The organism is Nonlabens sp. Asnod3-H03 (assembly GCF_045063665.1).
Taxonomy (GTDB): domain Bacteria; phylum Bacteroidota; class Bacteroidia; order Flavobacteriales; family Flavobacteriaceae; genus Nonlabens; species Nonlabens ulvanivorans.
The window spans coordinates 52862-68280 of the sequence record NZ_JBEFOD010000008.1 but is presented as its reverse complement, the minus strand read 5'-3'; the positions used below and the strand labels follow the sequence as shown (position 1 = coordinate 68280).

15 protein-coding genes are annotated in these 15419 nt (G+C 36.0%); 7 read left to right on the top strand and 8 right to left on the bottom strand.

Annotated elements, in window-relative coordinates:
* Nucleotides 1–3: 3 nt before the first annotated feature.
* Entirely contained in the window at nt 4–729 is a 726-nt protein-coding gene (locus ACJJVI_RS03585; RefSeq protein WP_152556286.1) for a hypothetical protein, read from the bottom strand.
* A gap of 69 nt (nt 730–798) precedes the next feature.
* On the opposite strand from ACJJVI_RS03585, the gene ACJJVI_RS03580 reads away from it, so the two are divergent.
* The 4 genes from ACJJVI_RS03580 to ACJJVI_RS03565 are packed head-to-tail and all read left to right on the top strand — an operon-like array spanning nt 799 to nt 3463.
* On the top strand, nt 799–1305 hold the full coding sequence (locus ACJJVI_RS03580; RefSeq protein WP_036584175.1) for a GbsR/MarR family transcriptional regulator: 507 nt from the start codon (nt 799–801) through the stop codon (nt 1303–1305).
* Nucleotides 1306–1363: 58 nt separating this feature from the next.
* The gene (locus tag ACJJVI_RS03575) at nt 1364–1741 is read left to right on the top strand and encodes a hypothetical protein (RefSeq protein ID WP_397301534.1); all 378 of its coding nucleotides are present in this window, start codon (nt 1364–1366) and stop codon (nt 1739–1741) included.
* 7 nt (nt 1742–1748) lie between these two features.
* Entirely contained in the window at nt 1749–2579 is an 831-nt protein-coding gene (locus ACJJVI_RS03570; protein WP_405350392.1) for a hypothetical protein, read from the top strand.
* Entirely contained in the window at nt 2576–3463 is an 888-nt protein-coding gene (locus ACJJVI_RS03565) for a TIGR01777 family oxidoreductase (RefSeq protein ID WP_405350389.1), read from the top strand. Before ACJJVI_RS03570 ends, ACJJVI_RS03565 begins: the two co-directional genes overlap by 4 nt.
* Here ACJJVI_RS03565 and ACJJVI_RS03560 read toward each other — a convergent pair.
* From ACJJVI_RS03560 to ACJJVI_RS03550, 3 genes are read right to left on the bottom strand one after another with little or no spacing between them, the layout of a single operon-like run.
* Complete coding sequence (locus tag ACJJVI_RS03560) at nt 3456–5105, bottom strand: M1 family metallopeptidase (RefSeq protein ID WP_405350386.1); 1650 nt, start codon at nt 5103–5105, stop codon at nt 3456–3458. The two genes, ACJJVI_RS03565 and ACJJVI_RS03560, sit on opposite strands and share 8 nt — an antisense overlap.
* Before the next feature lie 4 nt (nt 5106–5109).
* Complete coding sequence (locus tag ACJJVI_RS03555; RefSeq protein ID WP_405350384.1) at nt 5110–6123, bottom strand: glycoside hydrolase family 113; 1014 nt, start codon at nt 6121–6123, stop codon at nt 5110–5112.
* A gap of 35 nt (nt 6124–6158) precedes the next feature.
* The gene (locus ACJJVI_RS03550; RefSeq protein WP_405350381.1) at nt 6159–6878 is read right to left on the bottom strand and encodes a DUF547 domain-containing protein; all 720 of its coding nucleotides are present in this window, start codon (nt 6876–6878) and stop codon (nt 6159–6161) included.
* Nucleotides 6879–7095: 217 nt separating this feature from the next.
* Between ACJJVI_RS03550 and ACJJVI_RS03545 the strand changes: the two genes are divergently transcribed.
* Nucleotides 7096–8394 (top strand): NAD(P)/FAD-dependent oxidoreductase, encoded by a 1299-nt coding sequence (locus ACJJVI_RS03545; RefSeq protein ID WP_405350378.1) that lies wholly within the window; start codon nt 7096–7098, stop codon nt 8392–8394.
* Between the two features lie 62 nt (nt 8395–8456).
* The gene (locus ACJJVI_RS03540) at nt 8457–10094 is read left to right on the top strand and encodes a 4Fe-4S binding protein (RefSeq protein WP_405350375.1); all 1638 of its coding nucleotides are present in this window, start codon (nt 8457–8459) and stop codon (nt 10092–10094) included.
* Between the two features lie 41 nt (nt 10095–10135).
* Here ACJJVI_RS03540 and ACJJVI_RS03535 read toward each other — a convergent pair whose 3' ends face one another.
* Nucleotides 10136–11104 carry a YpdA family putative bacillithiol disulfide reductase gene (locus ACJJVI_RS03535; RefSeq protein ID WP_405350372.1) on the bottom strand — a complete coding sequence of 323 codons (969 nt, stop codon included), beginning with the start codon at nt 11102–11104 and terminating at the stop codon, nt 10136–10138.
* A 35-nt stretch (nt 11105–11139) separates the two neighbouring features.
* Nucleotides 11140–11805 (bottom strand): ribulose-phosphate 3-epimerase, encoded by a 666-nt coding sequence (rpe, locus tag ACJJVI_RS03530; protein WP_042247459.1) that lies wholly within the window; start codon nt 11803–11805, stop codon nt 11140–11142.
* Nucleotides 11806–11987: 182 nt separating this feature from the next.
* Here rpe and ACJJVI_RS03525 point away from each other — a divergent pair, with 182 nt between their 5' ends.
* Nucleotides 11988–12539 carry a hypothetical protein gene (locus tag ACJJVI_RS03525; RefSeq protein WP_405350368.1) on the top strand — a complete coding sequence of 184 codons (552 nt, stop codon included), beginning with the start codon at nt 11988–11990 and terminating at the stop codon, nt 12537–12539.
* A gap of 104 nt (nt 12540–12643) precedes the next feature.
* Here the strand turns inward: ACJJVI_RS03525 and ACJJVI_RS03520 are convergent, their stop codons facing one another.
* Together ACJJVI_RS03520 and rpsO are read right to left on the bottom strand one after the other, a co-directional pair.
* Complete coding sequence (locus tag ACJJVI_RS03520; RefSeq protein WP_317290202.1) at nt 12644–14875, bottom strand: polyribonucleotide nucleotidyltransferase; 2232 nt, start codon at nt 14873–14875, stop codon at nt 12644–12646.
* A gap of 175 nt (nt 14876–15050) precedes the next feature.
* The gene (gene rpsO / locus ACJJVI_RS03515) at nt 15051–15320 is read right to left on the bottom strand and encodes a 30S ribosomal protein S15 (protein WP_036584203.1); all 270 of its coding nucleotides are present in this window, start codon (nt 15318–15320) and stop codon (nt 15051–15053) included.
* Between the last annotated feature and the right edge of the window lie 99 nt (nt 15321–15419).

Sequence of the window (15419 nt, the reverse complement as noted above, 5' to 3'; positions counted from 1 at the left end):
ATACTACTCAGCTATAATCTTTCCTGCTCTTTTGAAAGCGTTGTAGAAAGCGGTGTCTTGTTTGAGGTTAACTATTTTTTCAAAATAGCGATGATTTACAGAATCTCTGAATATCGGAATAACATTTCTCTTTGAAGGTATAATATTGTCAGATGTTGGGCCAATAAAACCATCTTTCTTTTGAGGTATTTTTTCCTCGGCATAAAAGATGTCACATCCAGAGGTGAAATAAGCATTTCCTATATACCATCTAGACATCATACTTGCTTTATAAAAATACATTATTGGTTCTTTATTAGACGTAATAACTAATTGAACATCTGGATGGTCGTCTTTCAACTTATTTGGAGCAGAAAGTAAATTACAAGCTTCTTCTTTTAAGAATAATTCTGCCTTAATAAAGTCAAAACCTAGAATTTGTTCATTCGATATGATCGGAGTTGATTTTAAATCACCTGATTCAGCTGTAAAACCTCCATTAGGTGTCCAATTTCCATCTGCCGTTCTACGTATTATATCTTGATAACGCTGAGTGAATTCGGGATCTTTTTCGGTCATTTCTTTTGTGAAAACGACAGCTTCTCCTTCGTAACTAGCAATTCTTTTATTGAGTTGGTAAATCTCAATCAATGGTTTAGGTTCCTTTACCTTTTCAGTACATGAGATACCTAGGATGAAAACAAAAAGAATGGACAGTATACGCATCATATAAAAGTAACGAAAACTCATTAAATAAATTACCCAAACTAAACTTTCAATATTTATTGAAAGTTTAAAATATTAGTGTATATTTGTAGTATGAAATTAGAAGAAGGAAAATATAAATTTATACAGGCTTGGGGTTCTTTAGGTAGTTCTTGGGGAATCTCAAAGTCTATGGCGCAAATACATGCCTTGTTACTTTCTTCTCAAGATGGATTAAGTACTGACGAGATTATGGAGCAAGTACAACTCTCTAGAGGTAATGTGAACACCAACGTACGTGAACTTATCAATTGGAGACTGGTGCGCAAAGAAACAGTGCTAGGGGAACGCAAAGAGTTTTTTGTTGCGATACACGATGTGCATACCATCGCACAAAATATTATGGAAGAACGTAAAAGACGCGAGCTAGAACCTGTACGTCGATTACTCAACGAGCTCATCAACACTAAAATTGAAGGTGATGAAAAAGAAGTCGCTCACTTCCAAACACTACTTGCAGATCTTGCAGATTTTGTACACCAAATGGAAAACCTAACCAACTTAATGACTAAAATCAATAACAATAATTACATGAAAAAATTAATCAAGGCGATTTCCTAGCCTTTTTTATTTCAATAAAACTTTCAGTTTTTTCTGAAAGTTTAAAAACTACACTATTATGAAAACAATGTATCGAGTAAATCTGGTCTTAATAATCCTCAATTTATTTTTATTTCTCATTCCTTTTTTCGGACTGTTATTTATGATACCACTTGGAGCGGTTCAGGTGGTATGTAGTCTGTGGTTGCTCAGTCAATATAAAAGAACATCTAGTTCTATACAATGGATGAATAAATCACACTTATTGCTTACCGCATTAACACTAGGTACTATGTTCTTAGTAGGTAAAGACTATGTGCACTTCAGTTCTAATATGGAAGAAATGGTATTTATTCTAGGGATGATAATTTCTGGTTTTTTAGGTATCTACTTTATGTACATCACTTACAGGTGTTATATAGAGAATGAAGAACAATTATCACTAATCACTAAATAGCTATATCATGATCAAAAATCACAAACTTCTTATAGATCAACATTGTCCCATGTGTGCGGCTTATGGTAGCACTTTTACTAAACTTAACATGGTAGATGGAAATACGATTGATCCTTATCAAATCATTGATGAAGAACACACACAGCATATAGATATGGACAGAGCAACCAACGAAATCGCACTGCATAACACAAAAACTAAAGAAACTAAATATGGTCTGGACGCTATGTTTCATATAGTGTCTCAAGGACAACAATGGATTAAGGATATTTTATACTTTCCACTGTTTTTTATACCATTAAAATATCTCTATAAACTCATTACTTATAATCGCAAGGTCATTGTAGGTGGTACTTCTTTTCATCAAGGAGAACGCGCTTGTAATCCAGATAGAAATTTATTTTATAGAAGTCTTTTCATAGGATTAAGCGCTTGGTTTACCGCTGTGGTTCTCAATAGCTATTTCGGTCTGGTAGGTCAGTATTTTGGTTTTGAATCGCCGTGGTATATAGAGTATTTTATCTGTTTTGGACAGATCGCTTGGCAAGGAATCATGATTCAGTTCATCGCTCCTAAAAACGGTTGGGATTATTTAGGAAACATGAGTGCGGTATCTGCTTTAGGTGGTGTATTATTATTGCCTGTGTTATTGCTCACTTCTTTTGTAACCTTGAGCGGTTATGCGCTTCTAGGTGTATTTGGACTGGTAGTAGGTGTGATGTTAATGGAACACGTGCGTCGCTGTAAATCTATGCAACTCGGCTGGTGGCCTACTATTTCTTGGGTCTTGTATCGCAATTTAGTACTCGTCCTTTTTACTTTAATGATCTTATCATGAAAATAATTATCGCAGGTGGCACGGGATTTCTAGGTATTTCACTGTCGCAATATTTTGAGAATAGAGGAGATGAGGTGATTACGCTTTCGCGAAAGCGTGATCCTCAAACCACTTACTGGAATGGTAAAGATCTAGGAGAGTGGACTGCCCATTTAGAAAATGCAGATGTACTCATCAACCTCTCGGGAAAATCAGTAGATTGCAGATATACTAATGCTAATAAAAAAGTAATATTAAGTTCGCGCATCGATAGCACTAGAGTTCTGAATTTAGCGATGACCAATGCTATCAACAAGCCAAAGGTGTTTTTAAACGCAAGTACCGCAACCATCTATATCCATTCTGAAACGCAAATGAATACTGAAGAAAATGGTATTATAGGTGACGACTTCTCTATGGGAATAGGCAAGGCATGGGAAAAGGAATTCTTTTCAACCACTATTGAAGGTGTGCGCAAAGTAGCGTTGAGAACCTCAATCGTTTTAGGAAATGATGGTGGTGCATTGCCTAAAATGAAAGCTATTACTAGAGTAGGAATGGGCGGTAAAAATGGTCGTGGTAATCAGTTTGTAAGCTGGATTCATATCAATGATTTTTGTAGATCTATTGATTTTTTAATTCAATCTAATTTGGAAGGTGTAGTAAACATCACCGCACCTAAGCCAGAAACAAATACAGATTTTATGAGGCAATTGCGTAAATCTATGAATATACCATTCGGTATCTCGCAACCTATTTGGTTACTAGAATTAGGGACATCCATTATAGGAACAGAAACAGAGCTGCTTTTAAAAAGTCGTAATGTGTATCCGCAACGCTTGCTGGATGCTGGGTTTCAGTTTAACTATGATAATATAGGTCTTTGTTTAAAGGATCTTAGTTAAGCTTATATTCTACATAGTAAGCAGGATCTGTTTGAATAACAGATTTATCTGAAGGTAGTTTTAAAACTTGTTTTGATGCTGTTGGATTTATAAGTACTATTTCATCATCGATTACAATGCGTATGGGTAACTTAAAGTTGTCTACTATATTTTCCCAGTGATAACTTAATTTGTTTTTTTTCTTTTTGAGAACCAGTTTAGGGATTTTGGTATTTCTTAAATACTGATTAAAAAAGCCTTCTAAATCTTGACCTATAGATTGAGATAAAAAATCTTCAATATCTTGAGTGGAGACAGTACTGTGATAGAAAACTTTATTCATGTCTCGCAATATTTTGCGCCATTGATCTTTATCATTCACCAGCATTCTTAAGGTATGTATCATGTTTGCACCTTTGTAATACATGTCGCCAGATCCTTCGTGGTTCACGTCATATTCACCTATCAATGGTCTGTCATTTCTAATGCTGCGTCTGGTACCTATTACATATTCATTTGCTGCTGTAGTACCATAGTGAAAATCCAGGAATAAACTTTCGCTATAAGCGGTAAAGCTCTCATGAATCCACATGTCTGCGATATCTTTATTGGTAATATTATTTGCAAACCACTCATGCCCAGATTCATGTATAATAATAAAATCAAACTTCATTCCCCAACCTGTACCAGATAAATCTCTTCCCAGATAACCATTTCTAAAACGATTCCCGTACGTCACAGAACTTTGATGTTCCATGCCCAGATATGGAACTTCAACCAGTTTAAAACTATCTTCATAGAATGGATAAGGCCCGAACCAGTGTTCAAACGCTTCCATCATTCTTGTGGCATCTTTAAATTGTTCTTGAGCTTTCTCTAGATTGTCACGCAGCACAAAGTAATTCATATCTAGATCACCTTTTTCTCCTTGATATACTTCATTAAAATTAACAAAGTCGCCTATGTTAATATTGACCCCATAATTATTAATAGGATTTTTTACAAACCAGTGATAGGTTGTGGTATTGTCATCTTTAGGTTCTGTTTTAATCAATCGACCATTAGAAACATTCATGAGTGGATTAGGTACATTAACACGTATAGCCATGCTATCAACCTCTTGATACATATGATCTTTATTAGGCCACCATACACTAGCGCCCAATCCTTGACAAGAAGAAGCCACAAAGTCATTACCATTTCTGTCTTTTTTCCATGATATTCCTCCATCCCAAGGAGCATTTCTAGCCTCGCGAGGATTACCTTCATAAAAAACTTGAACTTGGTTAATCATACCAGGCAATTGTTCTTTAGTCAGTTTTATAAAGTGAGCATTTCCCTCGTGTCTTATTTCAAGATCGCGCCCATCTTGAACAGCCCTAGTCATATTTAGTGGTGATTGTAAATCGACCTGTAAGACATTATTAGGTTGCAGTACTTTATAATGTATCGTATTAGATCCAGCTATATATTTATCTGCTGGTGTAACTTTTATATCGAGATCATAATAGGTGATATCCCACCAGGCGCGTTCAGGCGTGATCGAGCCACGTAAACTGTCTTGATGTGTGAATCCTTTTTTATTCTGACCTAGTTGAGCATGGTTTAAATGAGCCATGGCAACAATAAAAAATACCTTAAATATCGATTTTAAATGAGCCATATTTTTAATTTCTAATCTGTAAATAATTTTTTGCTACAACCTTTTCACCTTCTTTCCCTTGTGTTGTAAAGCGTTTTGAGAAGTCGCGATGTCTACTATCTTCTGCATGGTGTTTCCATAAAAAACCACCTGCAAACCATTCTTCTTTCCAAACGGCATCATATAAACCTTGTAAAAGAATTGCTTGTGCTTTTTGATTTTCTAATCGGTCTTCACCAGCATTTTTCCATGGTTCAAGGCCAGCATAGTCTGCACTTATATATCCATACTCAGCAAAAAGAATTTTTTTATTCAGCTTTCGCGAAAGCTTGCTTAACTCATCCACCCATTTTTTCCATGACTCTTGAATGGTAAGTGGATGAGGAGTTTTTTCTTTACTTACGGGAAAATAAGCATCAACGCCTATGTAGTCTAGTTGCTCCCAAAAGTGAACGTTTTTATAGCTATCCCAATTTCCTGCATAGGTCAGTTTTCCTTTGTAGATACTACGAATCTTATGAATCAGTTGATCCCAATATTGGGGTCTTAGTTCAACAAAAGAATCTAATTCGGTACCTATACAAAACATTGCGACATTTTCACTAGCTGCTATATTTACAAATTTCATGATATAATCTGTGTAGCTGTCTTCTAGGACTTTCCAATCATCTTCTGTTTTTAAATTAATTTCACCGGTGTATGATCCACGACCTATCCATATTTGTGGTTTAAGTAATACGTCTAGATTTTGATCATTCATATGTTTTATGGTGGCTTTTACACCAGTAGGTTTCTCGCCCCACCAACCACGTTCTTCTTCATAGTTCACTTGTGGCTCTTCTAAACTGCGCATCCATGCATATGGTACAATAACCGCATAATTTGCATTATAATTTTTAATAGGTGTAATGCCAGTAGAGTCTATAGGATTGCGAGTTGCTACTAACGTAATCCCATTAATTTTTTCTTCTTTCTGTAAATCTTGACTATTGCAAGAAGTAATGGTGACTAATAATAAAAGATAAAAGAGTGATCTCATAAATGATGTTCTATGTGGAGCTGTAAATATAGAGCCTAACTTTGATTCAAGCTCCAGTCGTATTTTTTAAATTCTAGACTAAAGCCCGCTGGAATCGTTTTATCAGTATACTTATTGATAAAATTTAAGACTGTCTTATACTTCTTAAAATCGGACTGATACCAGTCAAATATTTTAGAAACAGACGCTGTTTTCTCATGCATGTCAATGGTTATGAACTTAGAGTTATTGAGTGTTGTTTTAGTTATTTTGTCTAGTCTAGACTCTATATTCTGACCGTTAAAAATAGTATCTTTAAGTGGTGGGCAAGAAATAGCACCACACACTAAAGCAAAATGTAATCTTGCATCTGGAAATTTTTTAAAAAGCCAATTTTTTTCCAGATCATTGAGCGTTAAAGACTTTCCAGCTATCTGATGTTTAATTTTATCAAAAAAGCCATCGATATCCTTAACTGATGATGTAGGGTAGTTTTCTACAATAGAAATAATGACAGTCATGTTGTAAGCATTAATTAAAAAGGCTTTAAGTTCTTGTGGGCTTAGCTCATCGAGCTTAGTTTTTGAGAGACTTTCTTTTAAAATATCAATAGTTTTCGTGTCCTCTTTAAGGTTTTTATAATCTACTAGACCACCACGCACATATGAATTGAGAACATATTGAGAACGTTGCTGAAACACATCTAGTTGTGCACTCATCATTAATGATGTCAGTAAAATGAGAAATGTGATGTTTATGTGAACTCTTTTATGCATTATTGTTTAAATTGAGATTCTATTTATCAAATGTACATGTAGGCAAAAATCAATAATTGAGCCAACTAGTTAAAGTTACACTTTAAGAGGTTTATAATACTAAAAAGTATGCAAAGACTCTTAAAAGGGAATTATGTACTACTATCTAGGGTAAATGCATAAAGCAACAACTGATAACAAATCTTTAATTTGTCGTCACCAACTAAAATCACCACTTATGGAACATATCGTCATTATAGGAAATGGTATCGCTGGAGTTACTGCAGCTAGACATATCCGTAAATTGTCTGATAAAAGAATAACAATCATCAGTGCCGAGTCTGAGTTTTTCTTTTCTCGTACAGCATTGATGTATGTCTACATGGGGCATATGAAATTTGAGCATACTCAACCTTATGAGAATGATTTTTGGGCAAAAAATCGTATCGAATTAGTGCATGACTATGTACACACGGTAGAAACAGATGCAAAAAAAGTTCATCTCAACTCTGGTAGAGATATTATGTATGATAAGCTTATTCTTGCCACAGGTTCTATTTCTAATAAATTTGGATGGCCAGGTCAGGACTTAGAAGGTGTGCAAGGGCTGGTGTCTAGACAAGATCTAGAACAACTAGAAATAAGTGCTCCTAACAATAAAGTATGTAAAAGAGCTGTGATTATAGGTGGTGGATTAATAGGTGTAGAGCTCGCAGAGATGATGGCATCTAGACAAATACCTGTCACTTTTTTAATAAGAGAAAAAGGCTTTTGGAGCGGTGTCTTACCTATGTCTAATGCCGAAATGATTTCACGTCACGTAAGATCACACCACATTGATTTGAGAGAAGAAGAGGAAATGGCAGAGATCATAGCCGATGATGCTGGTAAAGTAAAGGCTGTTATTACTAAAAAAGGAGAAACTATTCCCTGCGGTTTCGTAGGACTGTGCGCTGGTGTAAGGCCACGTATAAGTTTTTTAGAAAACTCGGGTATTGAGTTGCAACGTGGTATCATGGTTGATCGTCATTTAGAAACTAGTGTAAAAGACGTTTATGCGATAGGTGATTGTGCGCAGCAAAGAGACCCAGTAGGTGAACGTAAGCCTATTGAAGCTGTTTGGTATACTGGTAGAATGATGGGAGAAGCACTTGCGCAAACCTTATGTGGTAACCCAACAGAATGGAATCCAGGACACTGGTTTAATAGTGCAAAGTTTTTTGATATTGAATATCAGACCTATGGTTGGGTATGGAGTAAGCCTAAAGAAGGACATGATCATTTTCACTGGCAGCATGCTGATAATAAAAGAGCAGTTACTATCGAATATGACCTCGTTACGAGAAAATTTATAGGTATTAACACCTTTGGTATACGTATGAAACACCAAGTTTTTGATCAATGGTTAACTGAATCTAAAACAGTAGATGAGGTAGTAGCAAATCTTAATAAAGCTTGTTTTAATCCAGAGTTTTTTAAGAGACCTTTCCAAGAAATAAAACAGGCTTTCTCATCTAGTCAACACGTTAAAGCCTAATTTAATTAATAATATCACAATCTTAAATTCATTTGTTTTTAAGTATTGAAAACTATATAACTATGAGTGTATATCAAAGAAACATGTCTTTAACTGGTGAGCCGCCTAAAGCATTAAGTACTACAGAAAAGATAGCTAGTGCTATAGGTATGGTAGGTCTATTTATTCTAATACTTGCCTTCTTTAATGTTAACCTACCATGGAAAGGTGCCTGGTTAACTGCTGCGCTAGTACTTATCTCTGGTGGTGTTATCGCTTTTGCCAGAGCTCAGTATGCTCATAAACAGGCTGGTATTAAAAATGATGGTGTTTGGTTTAAAGACTTGTCTAGTCGTGGTTTTTGGGGTTGGGTACTCGCTATCTTCCTCACCTCTTTTTATATCGTTTTATATTTCTTTCCAGCAACTCTAGGTCAAGGGACCGATGGAGCGGCAAATACTGGTCTTATAGGCTTATTTGATCCATTATCGTATTTGCTAAAAGGACAAGCAGCGAGTCAGTGGTTTGTTTATGGAACCTTGTATACGGTCGCTATTTTATCATTTGGTATCAAGTTTATTTTAAAATATCGTCATAATAGTTACGAGGTGATTCGTACTGGTAGTGTGATGTTTTTTCAAACCACATTTGCATTTCTAATTCCAGAGATTATGGCTGGATTAAATAGCACCAAAGATTTACCATACTACGATTTGAAAAATGTCTGGCCTCTTAATTATTATTTATTTGAACAGTGGAATGTAAATGCATTATTAGTAAATGGCAGTCTTGGGATGACGATGTTATTATTTGGTGTTGCTTCTATACTAGTAATAACTCCTATACTAACCTACAAATTTGGTAAAAGATGGTATTGTAGCTGGGTTTGTGGTTGTGGTGGTCTGGCAGAAACTGCCGGAGATTCTTTCCGTCAATTGTCTGATAAATCTACCAGTGCTTGGAAAATTGAACGTTGGTTAGTGCATAGCGTTTTAGTCTTTGCAGTGATCTCTACTGTTGGGATTGTTCACTCCTATTTGCCTAAAAACAATATCTATAAAATATGGGAAGATGGTACAGTCGTTAAACAATACGAGACCTTTTTTACTCAATCTAATTTTTTGATATTGGTAGGTGTAGGGCTTACTGTAATATTTGCTTTGATATGGATATTCAGAAGAAACGAGTTAAAACAAGATGCTCGTTATGGTGCTATAGGGTTTCTATTTACCATTCTAGCCTTTATAGGGATTCACTTTATGGCTGGGACAGAAAATCTGTTTTTCTTTAATCATGGAGCAGTAAAATCTGCATATGGATTTTTAATAGGTGCAGTGTTCTCAGGTGTTATAGGGACTGGTTTTTATCCTATTTTAGGTAATAGAGCTTGGTGTCGTTTCGGTTGTCCTATGGCGGCGATATTAGGGCTGCAACAGCGTTTGTTTTCTAAATTTAGAATTACTACTAATGGTGGTCAGTGTATCTCTTGCGGTAACTGTTCTACTTATTGTGAAATGGGAATTGACGTGCGCAGTTATGCCCAAAAAGGTGAAAACATCGTTCGTGCTAGTTGTGTAGGATGTGGAATTTGTAGTGCCGTGTGTCCACGTGGTGTATTAAAACTAGAGAATGGGCCGTTAGAAGGTCGTATTAATAGTGAAGCAGTTCTTCTAGGGCAAGAGCCAGATTTGATGGAGTTATTAAGTAATAATAAGAAATAAGATTGACAGTTTTACGCTTTCGCGAAAGCGTAATAACCTAACTATCTTTCTGATACAATAGCTTTTATAATCATCGGTGCATGCACGCGACTGTTCTCTATAAACCATTTATGAGTCTCGAGTCCACCGCATATAACACCAGCTAGATAAATACCTTTTACATTAGTTTCCATAGTATGGGAATCATATACTGGAATTTTATGAGGTCCAGAAAGTTGTATGCCTATTGATTTTAAAAACTCAAAGTTAGGTTGATAACCGGTAAGGGCTAGTACTTGATCATTTGCAATAGTGTGAGTTTTACCATCTTTTGTAAACGTTACAGTGGTTTCATCAATACGTGTAAGTGTGGCATTAAAATGCGCTTTAATACTGCCTTCCTCAATACGGTTAATAATATCTGGGCGTACCCAATATTTAACTCGATCACCTATCTGTTCTCCACGTACAATCATGGTGACTTTTCCACCTTTTCTGTAAATTTCTAACGCTGCATCTACTGCACTATTACTAGCACCTATAACTACTGTTTCTAAAAATGCATATGCGTGTGGATCGTGGTAATAATGGTTTAATTTATCTAGATCTTCTCCTGGTATATTTAATTTTACCGGAATGTCATAGAACCCAGTGGCGATGATGATATGCTTACTAAAATATTCATCTTTTGAGGTCGTAATCGTAAACTCTACGTCTTTAGTAACAGCCATTACTTTTTCATAAAGGCGCATCTCTAGCTTTTTAGATGTTGCTATACGACGATAATATTCTAGCGATTCTTGTTTGCTAGGTTTAGACTCTTTAGATATAAATGGAACTTCATCAATTTCAAGCTTTTCACTAGTCGAGAAGAAATTCATGTTTACTGGATAATGATATAGCGAGTTCACCAGTGCACCTTTTTCTATAATAAGATAGCGTAAACCAGCTTTTTGTGCCTCTAGTCCACAGGCTAAACCTATAGGACCAGCACCTATAATTATAACATCATAAATGATTTTGCTATCCATTAATATATAAGTCGATGTTAGTCGATATCATTACTCTAGATGGAAGGATTAACCATGCTTTTAAGTCCAGCTATGGTAGCGACTTGATCACTTGATTTAAACACATAACTACCTGCTACTAGCACATCTGCACCAGCATCTACAAGTTGTTTTGCATTTTTATCCGTAACACCACCATCTATTTCTATAAGAGTATCGGCACCTTTTTCAGTAATCATGTTTTTAAGCTCCTTTACTTTATCATAAGTATTTTCAATAAAGCTTTGACCACCGAAACCTGGATTCACACTCATGATACATACCATGTCTATATCTTTAATCGTGTCTTTCAATAAACCCACAGAAGTATGAGGATTTAACGCTACACCAGCCTTCATTCCATGAGATTTAATCAACTGTAGTGTTCTATGTAAATGTGTACACGCTTCATAATGTACTGTAAGAATATCACAACCTAAATCTGCAAAGGTCTTTACATAACGGTCAGGATCAACGATCATTAAATGACAATCTATAGTTTTGGTCGCGTGCTTTGCGATATCTCTTAAAACCGGCATCCCAAAAGAAATATTAGGAACAAAAACACCGTCCATAATATCAATGTGAAACCAGTCAGCCTCAGAACGATTGATCATTTCTACATCACGTTGTAGGTTAGCAAAATCTGCGGCAAGTACTGATGGTGCGATAAGTTTAGACATCTTGTGTGTTTTAAAGTTTTGCAAATTTAGGTTTTTGATTTCGCTTTGGCGAAAGCGAAACATTAATATTTGTGTTCAAATAAAACTAAGACTTTGTGAAATGTGCAAACACTTATGTTGTGATTTGCTTTTCACACCATTTTAAACTGCTTAATCACAATACTTTTAGTTAAAACTATTACATGATAAATTTAATTCGACTAACGATTAAAAGCTGTTTATTTATATTCTTAATTTTTCTTAACAGTTGCTATTCGGCAAATGGTTTGTTACGAGAAGCTAAAAAGGAAAATCAAGAAATAGTTAGTGATGATATTGAGGGTTTATGGAGTAATTCTAATAAAGACCGTCCTTATTTTGACCTACACAGAATTCTCAAAGAAAATATCACTTGGGATATAGAGCGAGATACAACTAAAGGAACAACTATAAAACTTAAGAAAATTGATGATCAAACTATTGAAGTCTTTAAGATTAAAAACGATTTAATAGTGGATCAATTTTATTTAAAGGGTGTTTTTGAAATGAAATGTTTTGTAGTAGATAGAAATTTAAAATTATTCCCTTTTTTCCCAATTTATTATGTGCATTTAGAGCGCAAAACAGTGATAGGAATCAATAATTCAGATCAACTTGTAGTTGCGTCAGGTTTAAATCGAAGTGCTATGATTGTAGTAATGGCTGGTGGTAAGAATTATAAGAGCATAACAACACATGATCGAATAAAGTCATGATTCAGCTTTTGGGAATGTGAATTAAATAACAAAAAAATGCCTCTTGAAATTTCAAGAGGCATTTTAAATTTATTTTTTTTCGCAAAAGCGAAACAAAAATCTAATTACTCAGATTTAGAGTCATTATCACGACGTGGTCTATCATCTCTACGACGGTCGTCACGTCTTCCTCCACGGCGATCGTTAGAACGACTGTCATCACGCTTGCGTGGTGGACGCTCTACCCAACCTTCTGGTTTTGGCATACATTCTTTACGAGATACTTTTTGCTTTTTAGTACGTGGATCTACACCCATGTATTTTACATCTAGTACATCTCCTACTTTAAGAACTGTAGATGGATCTTCAATACGCTTGTAATCAAATTCACTTACGTGAAGTAAAGTTTCTTTACCAGGACGTAATTCTACTACAGCACCAAAGTCTAGCATTTTCACAACTTTAACACTGTATACTTCACCAACTGTTGGCTCAAAAATAATATTTCTGATTTTTTCTAGAGCAGCGTCAATCTTAGCACGATCTGTACCAGCAATCTCGATAACACCCATATCACCATCTTCCTTGATGTTGATGACAGTTTCTGTTTCTTTTTGCATCTCTTGAATAACTTTTCCACCAGGTCCTATTACAGCACCGATGAATTTACCTTCGATCTCTAAAGATTCCATTTTAGGAGCATGTGGTTTCACATCTGCAGCAGGTGCAGGGATAGTGTCCGTTAGTTTTCCTAATATGTGCATACGACCATCTCTAGCCTGCATTAAAGCATTAGTAAGGATTTCATAAGAAAGGCCTTTTACTTTAATATCCATTTGACAAGCTGTGATACCATCTTCTGTACCTGTAACTTTAAAGTCCATGTCTCCTAAGTGATCTTCATCACCTAATATATCGGAAAGTACGGCATAGTTACTACCATCAGTAATCAATCCCATAGCGATTCCAGAAACTGGCTTTTTCATAGGTAAACCAGCATCCATAAGAGCCATTGTACCAGCACAAACTGTTGCCATAGAAGAGGAACCGTTAGATTCTAGTACTTCAGATACTACTCTTACTGTATAAGGAAGGTCTTCTGGTAACATTTTCTTTAATGCACGTTGTGCAAGGTTACCGTGACCTATCTCTCTTCTAGAAGTACCTCTTAATGGGCGAGCTTCTCCAGTTGAAAATGGTGGGAAGTTATAGTGTAGGTAGAAGCGCTCTTCTCCTTCTTGTGACGCCATGTCTATAACATTTGCATCTCTAGAAGTTCCTAAAGTTACTGTAGCAAGCGCTTGAGTTTCTCCACGAGAGAAAATTGCACTACCGTGTGTAGATGGAAGGTAATCTACCTCACACCATATATCACGTATGTCTGTAGTCTTACGACCATCTAAACGTATACCTTCATTAAGTAGTACATCACGTACTGCCTTTTTGTGTGTTTTGTTGAAATATTTAGAGATTAGATCTCCATTTTCAGCTTGATCCTCTTCTGAGAAAGTTGCTTTAATTTCTTCTTTAATTTCAGAGAATGCTGCGCTACGTTCGTGCTTTGCACTTCCTTTTTTAGCAACATCGTACACTTTTTGGTAAGCTAATTCTGCAACCTTAGCCTCGATATCCGCATCTTCTTTTTCTCCTTCGTACTCACGTACTTCTTTTTTACCTACTTGCTCTGCAAGGGCAACTTGAGCAGCACATTGATCCTTGATAGCTTCGTGAGCGGCTTTAATGGCAGCGATCATTTCTTCTTCAGAGATCTCTTCCATTTCACCTTCTACCATCATTACAGAGTCTGCACTAGCACCTATCATCATCTCTAGGTCTGCAGCTTCTAATTGAGCATAACTTGGGTTGATTACAAATTCACCATCTACACGTGCAACGCGTACTTCAGAAATAGGACATTCAAATGGTAAATCAGATAATTGTATTGCAGCACTCGCCGCAAGACCAGCCATAGCGTCTGGCATTACTTCTGGGTCATGAGACATCAACTGAATCATTACCTGAACCTCTGCATGGTAATCTTTAGGGAATAATGGACGTAATACACGGTCCACTAAACGCATAGTAAGTACTTCTCCATCATTAGGACGTGCCTCACGCTTGAAGAATCCACCAGGATATTTACCGGCAGCGGCAAATTTCTCACGGTAATCTACAGTAAGTGGAAGAAAATCTAGTCCAGTAGATTTGTAGCTGGACACTACAGTTCCTAGAAGCATTGCTTTACCACATGTGATCACAACAGATCCATGTGCTTGTTTTGCAAGCGCTCCAGTTTCGATAGTGATATCTGGCCCATTAGCCATTTTAATCACTTGTTTAAAAACTTGTGGTTTCATAAATATAGTTAAACGTTAATCTCAAGTTGTGAGTAGAGAAGATGTTTACTTTGTGAGAAACCAGCTTTTGTAATGTCGCGATGATTTGTTTTAATTCTGCTTTCGCGAAAGCGGAATAGAGATAAGCTCTCCTACTTATATAAAATAAAAAAGGGGACACAAGGTCCCCAATTCTTTACTTTCTAATACCTAAGTCCTTAATCAACTCACGATAAGCAACGATATCTTTCTTCATTTTGTAATCAAGAAGAGAACGTCTTTTACCTACCAGTTTCACTAGACTACGCTCTGTATTGTAGTCATGACGGTTGTTTTTAAGGTGTCCTGTTAAATAGTTAATACGGTAAGTGAATAATGCGATTTGCGCATCAGTGTTACCTGTATCGTTTGCGTCTTTTCCGTACTTTGCGAAAATCTCTGCTTTTTTTTCTGGAGCTAAATACATGCCAAAATTATTTTATAATGAATATTATGTACGTCAGATGATCTGACTTCACGATAAGACTTGTTCTTAAAGTGGCTGCAAAGATACACTTTTAATTAA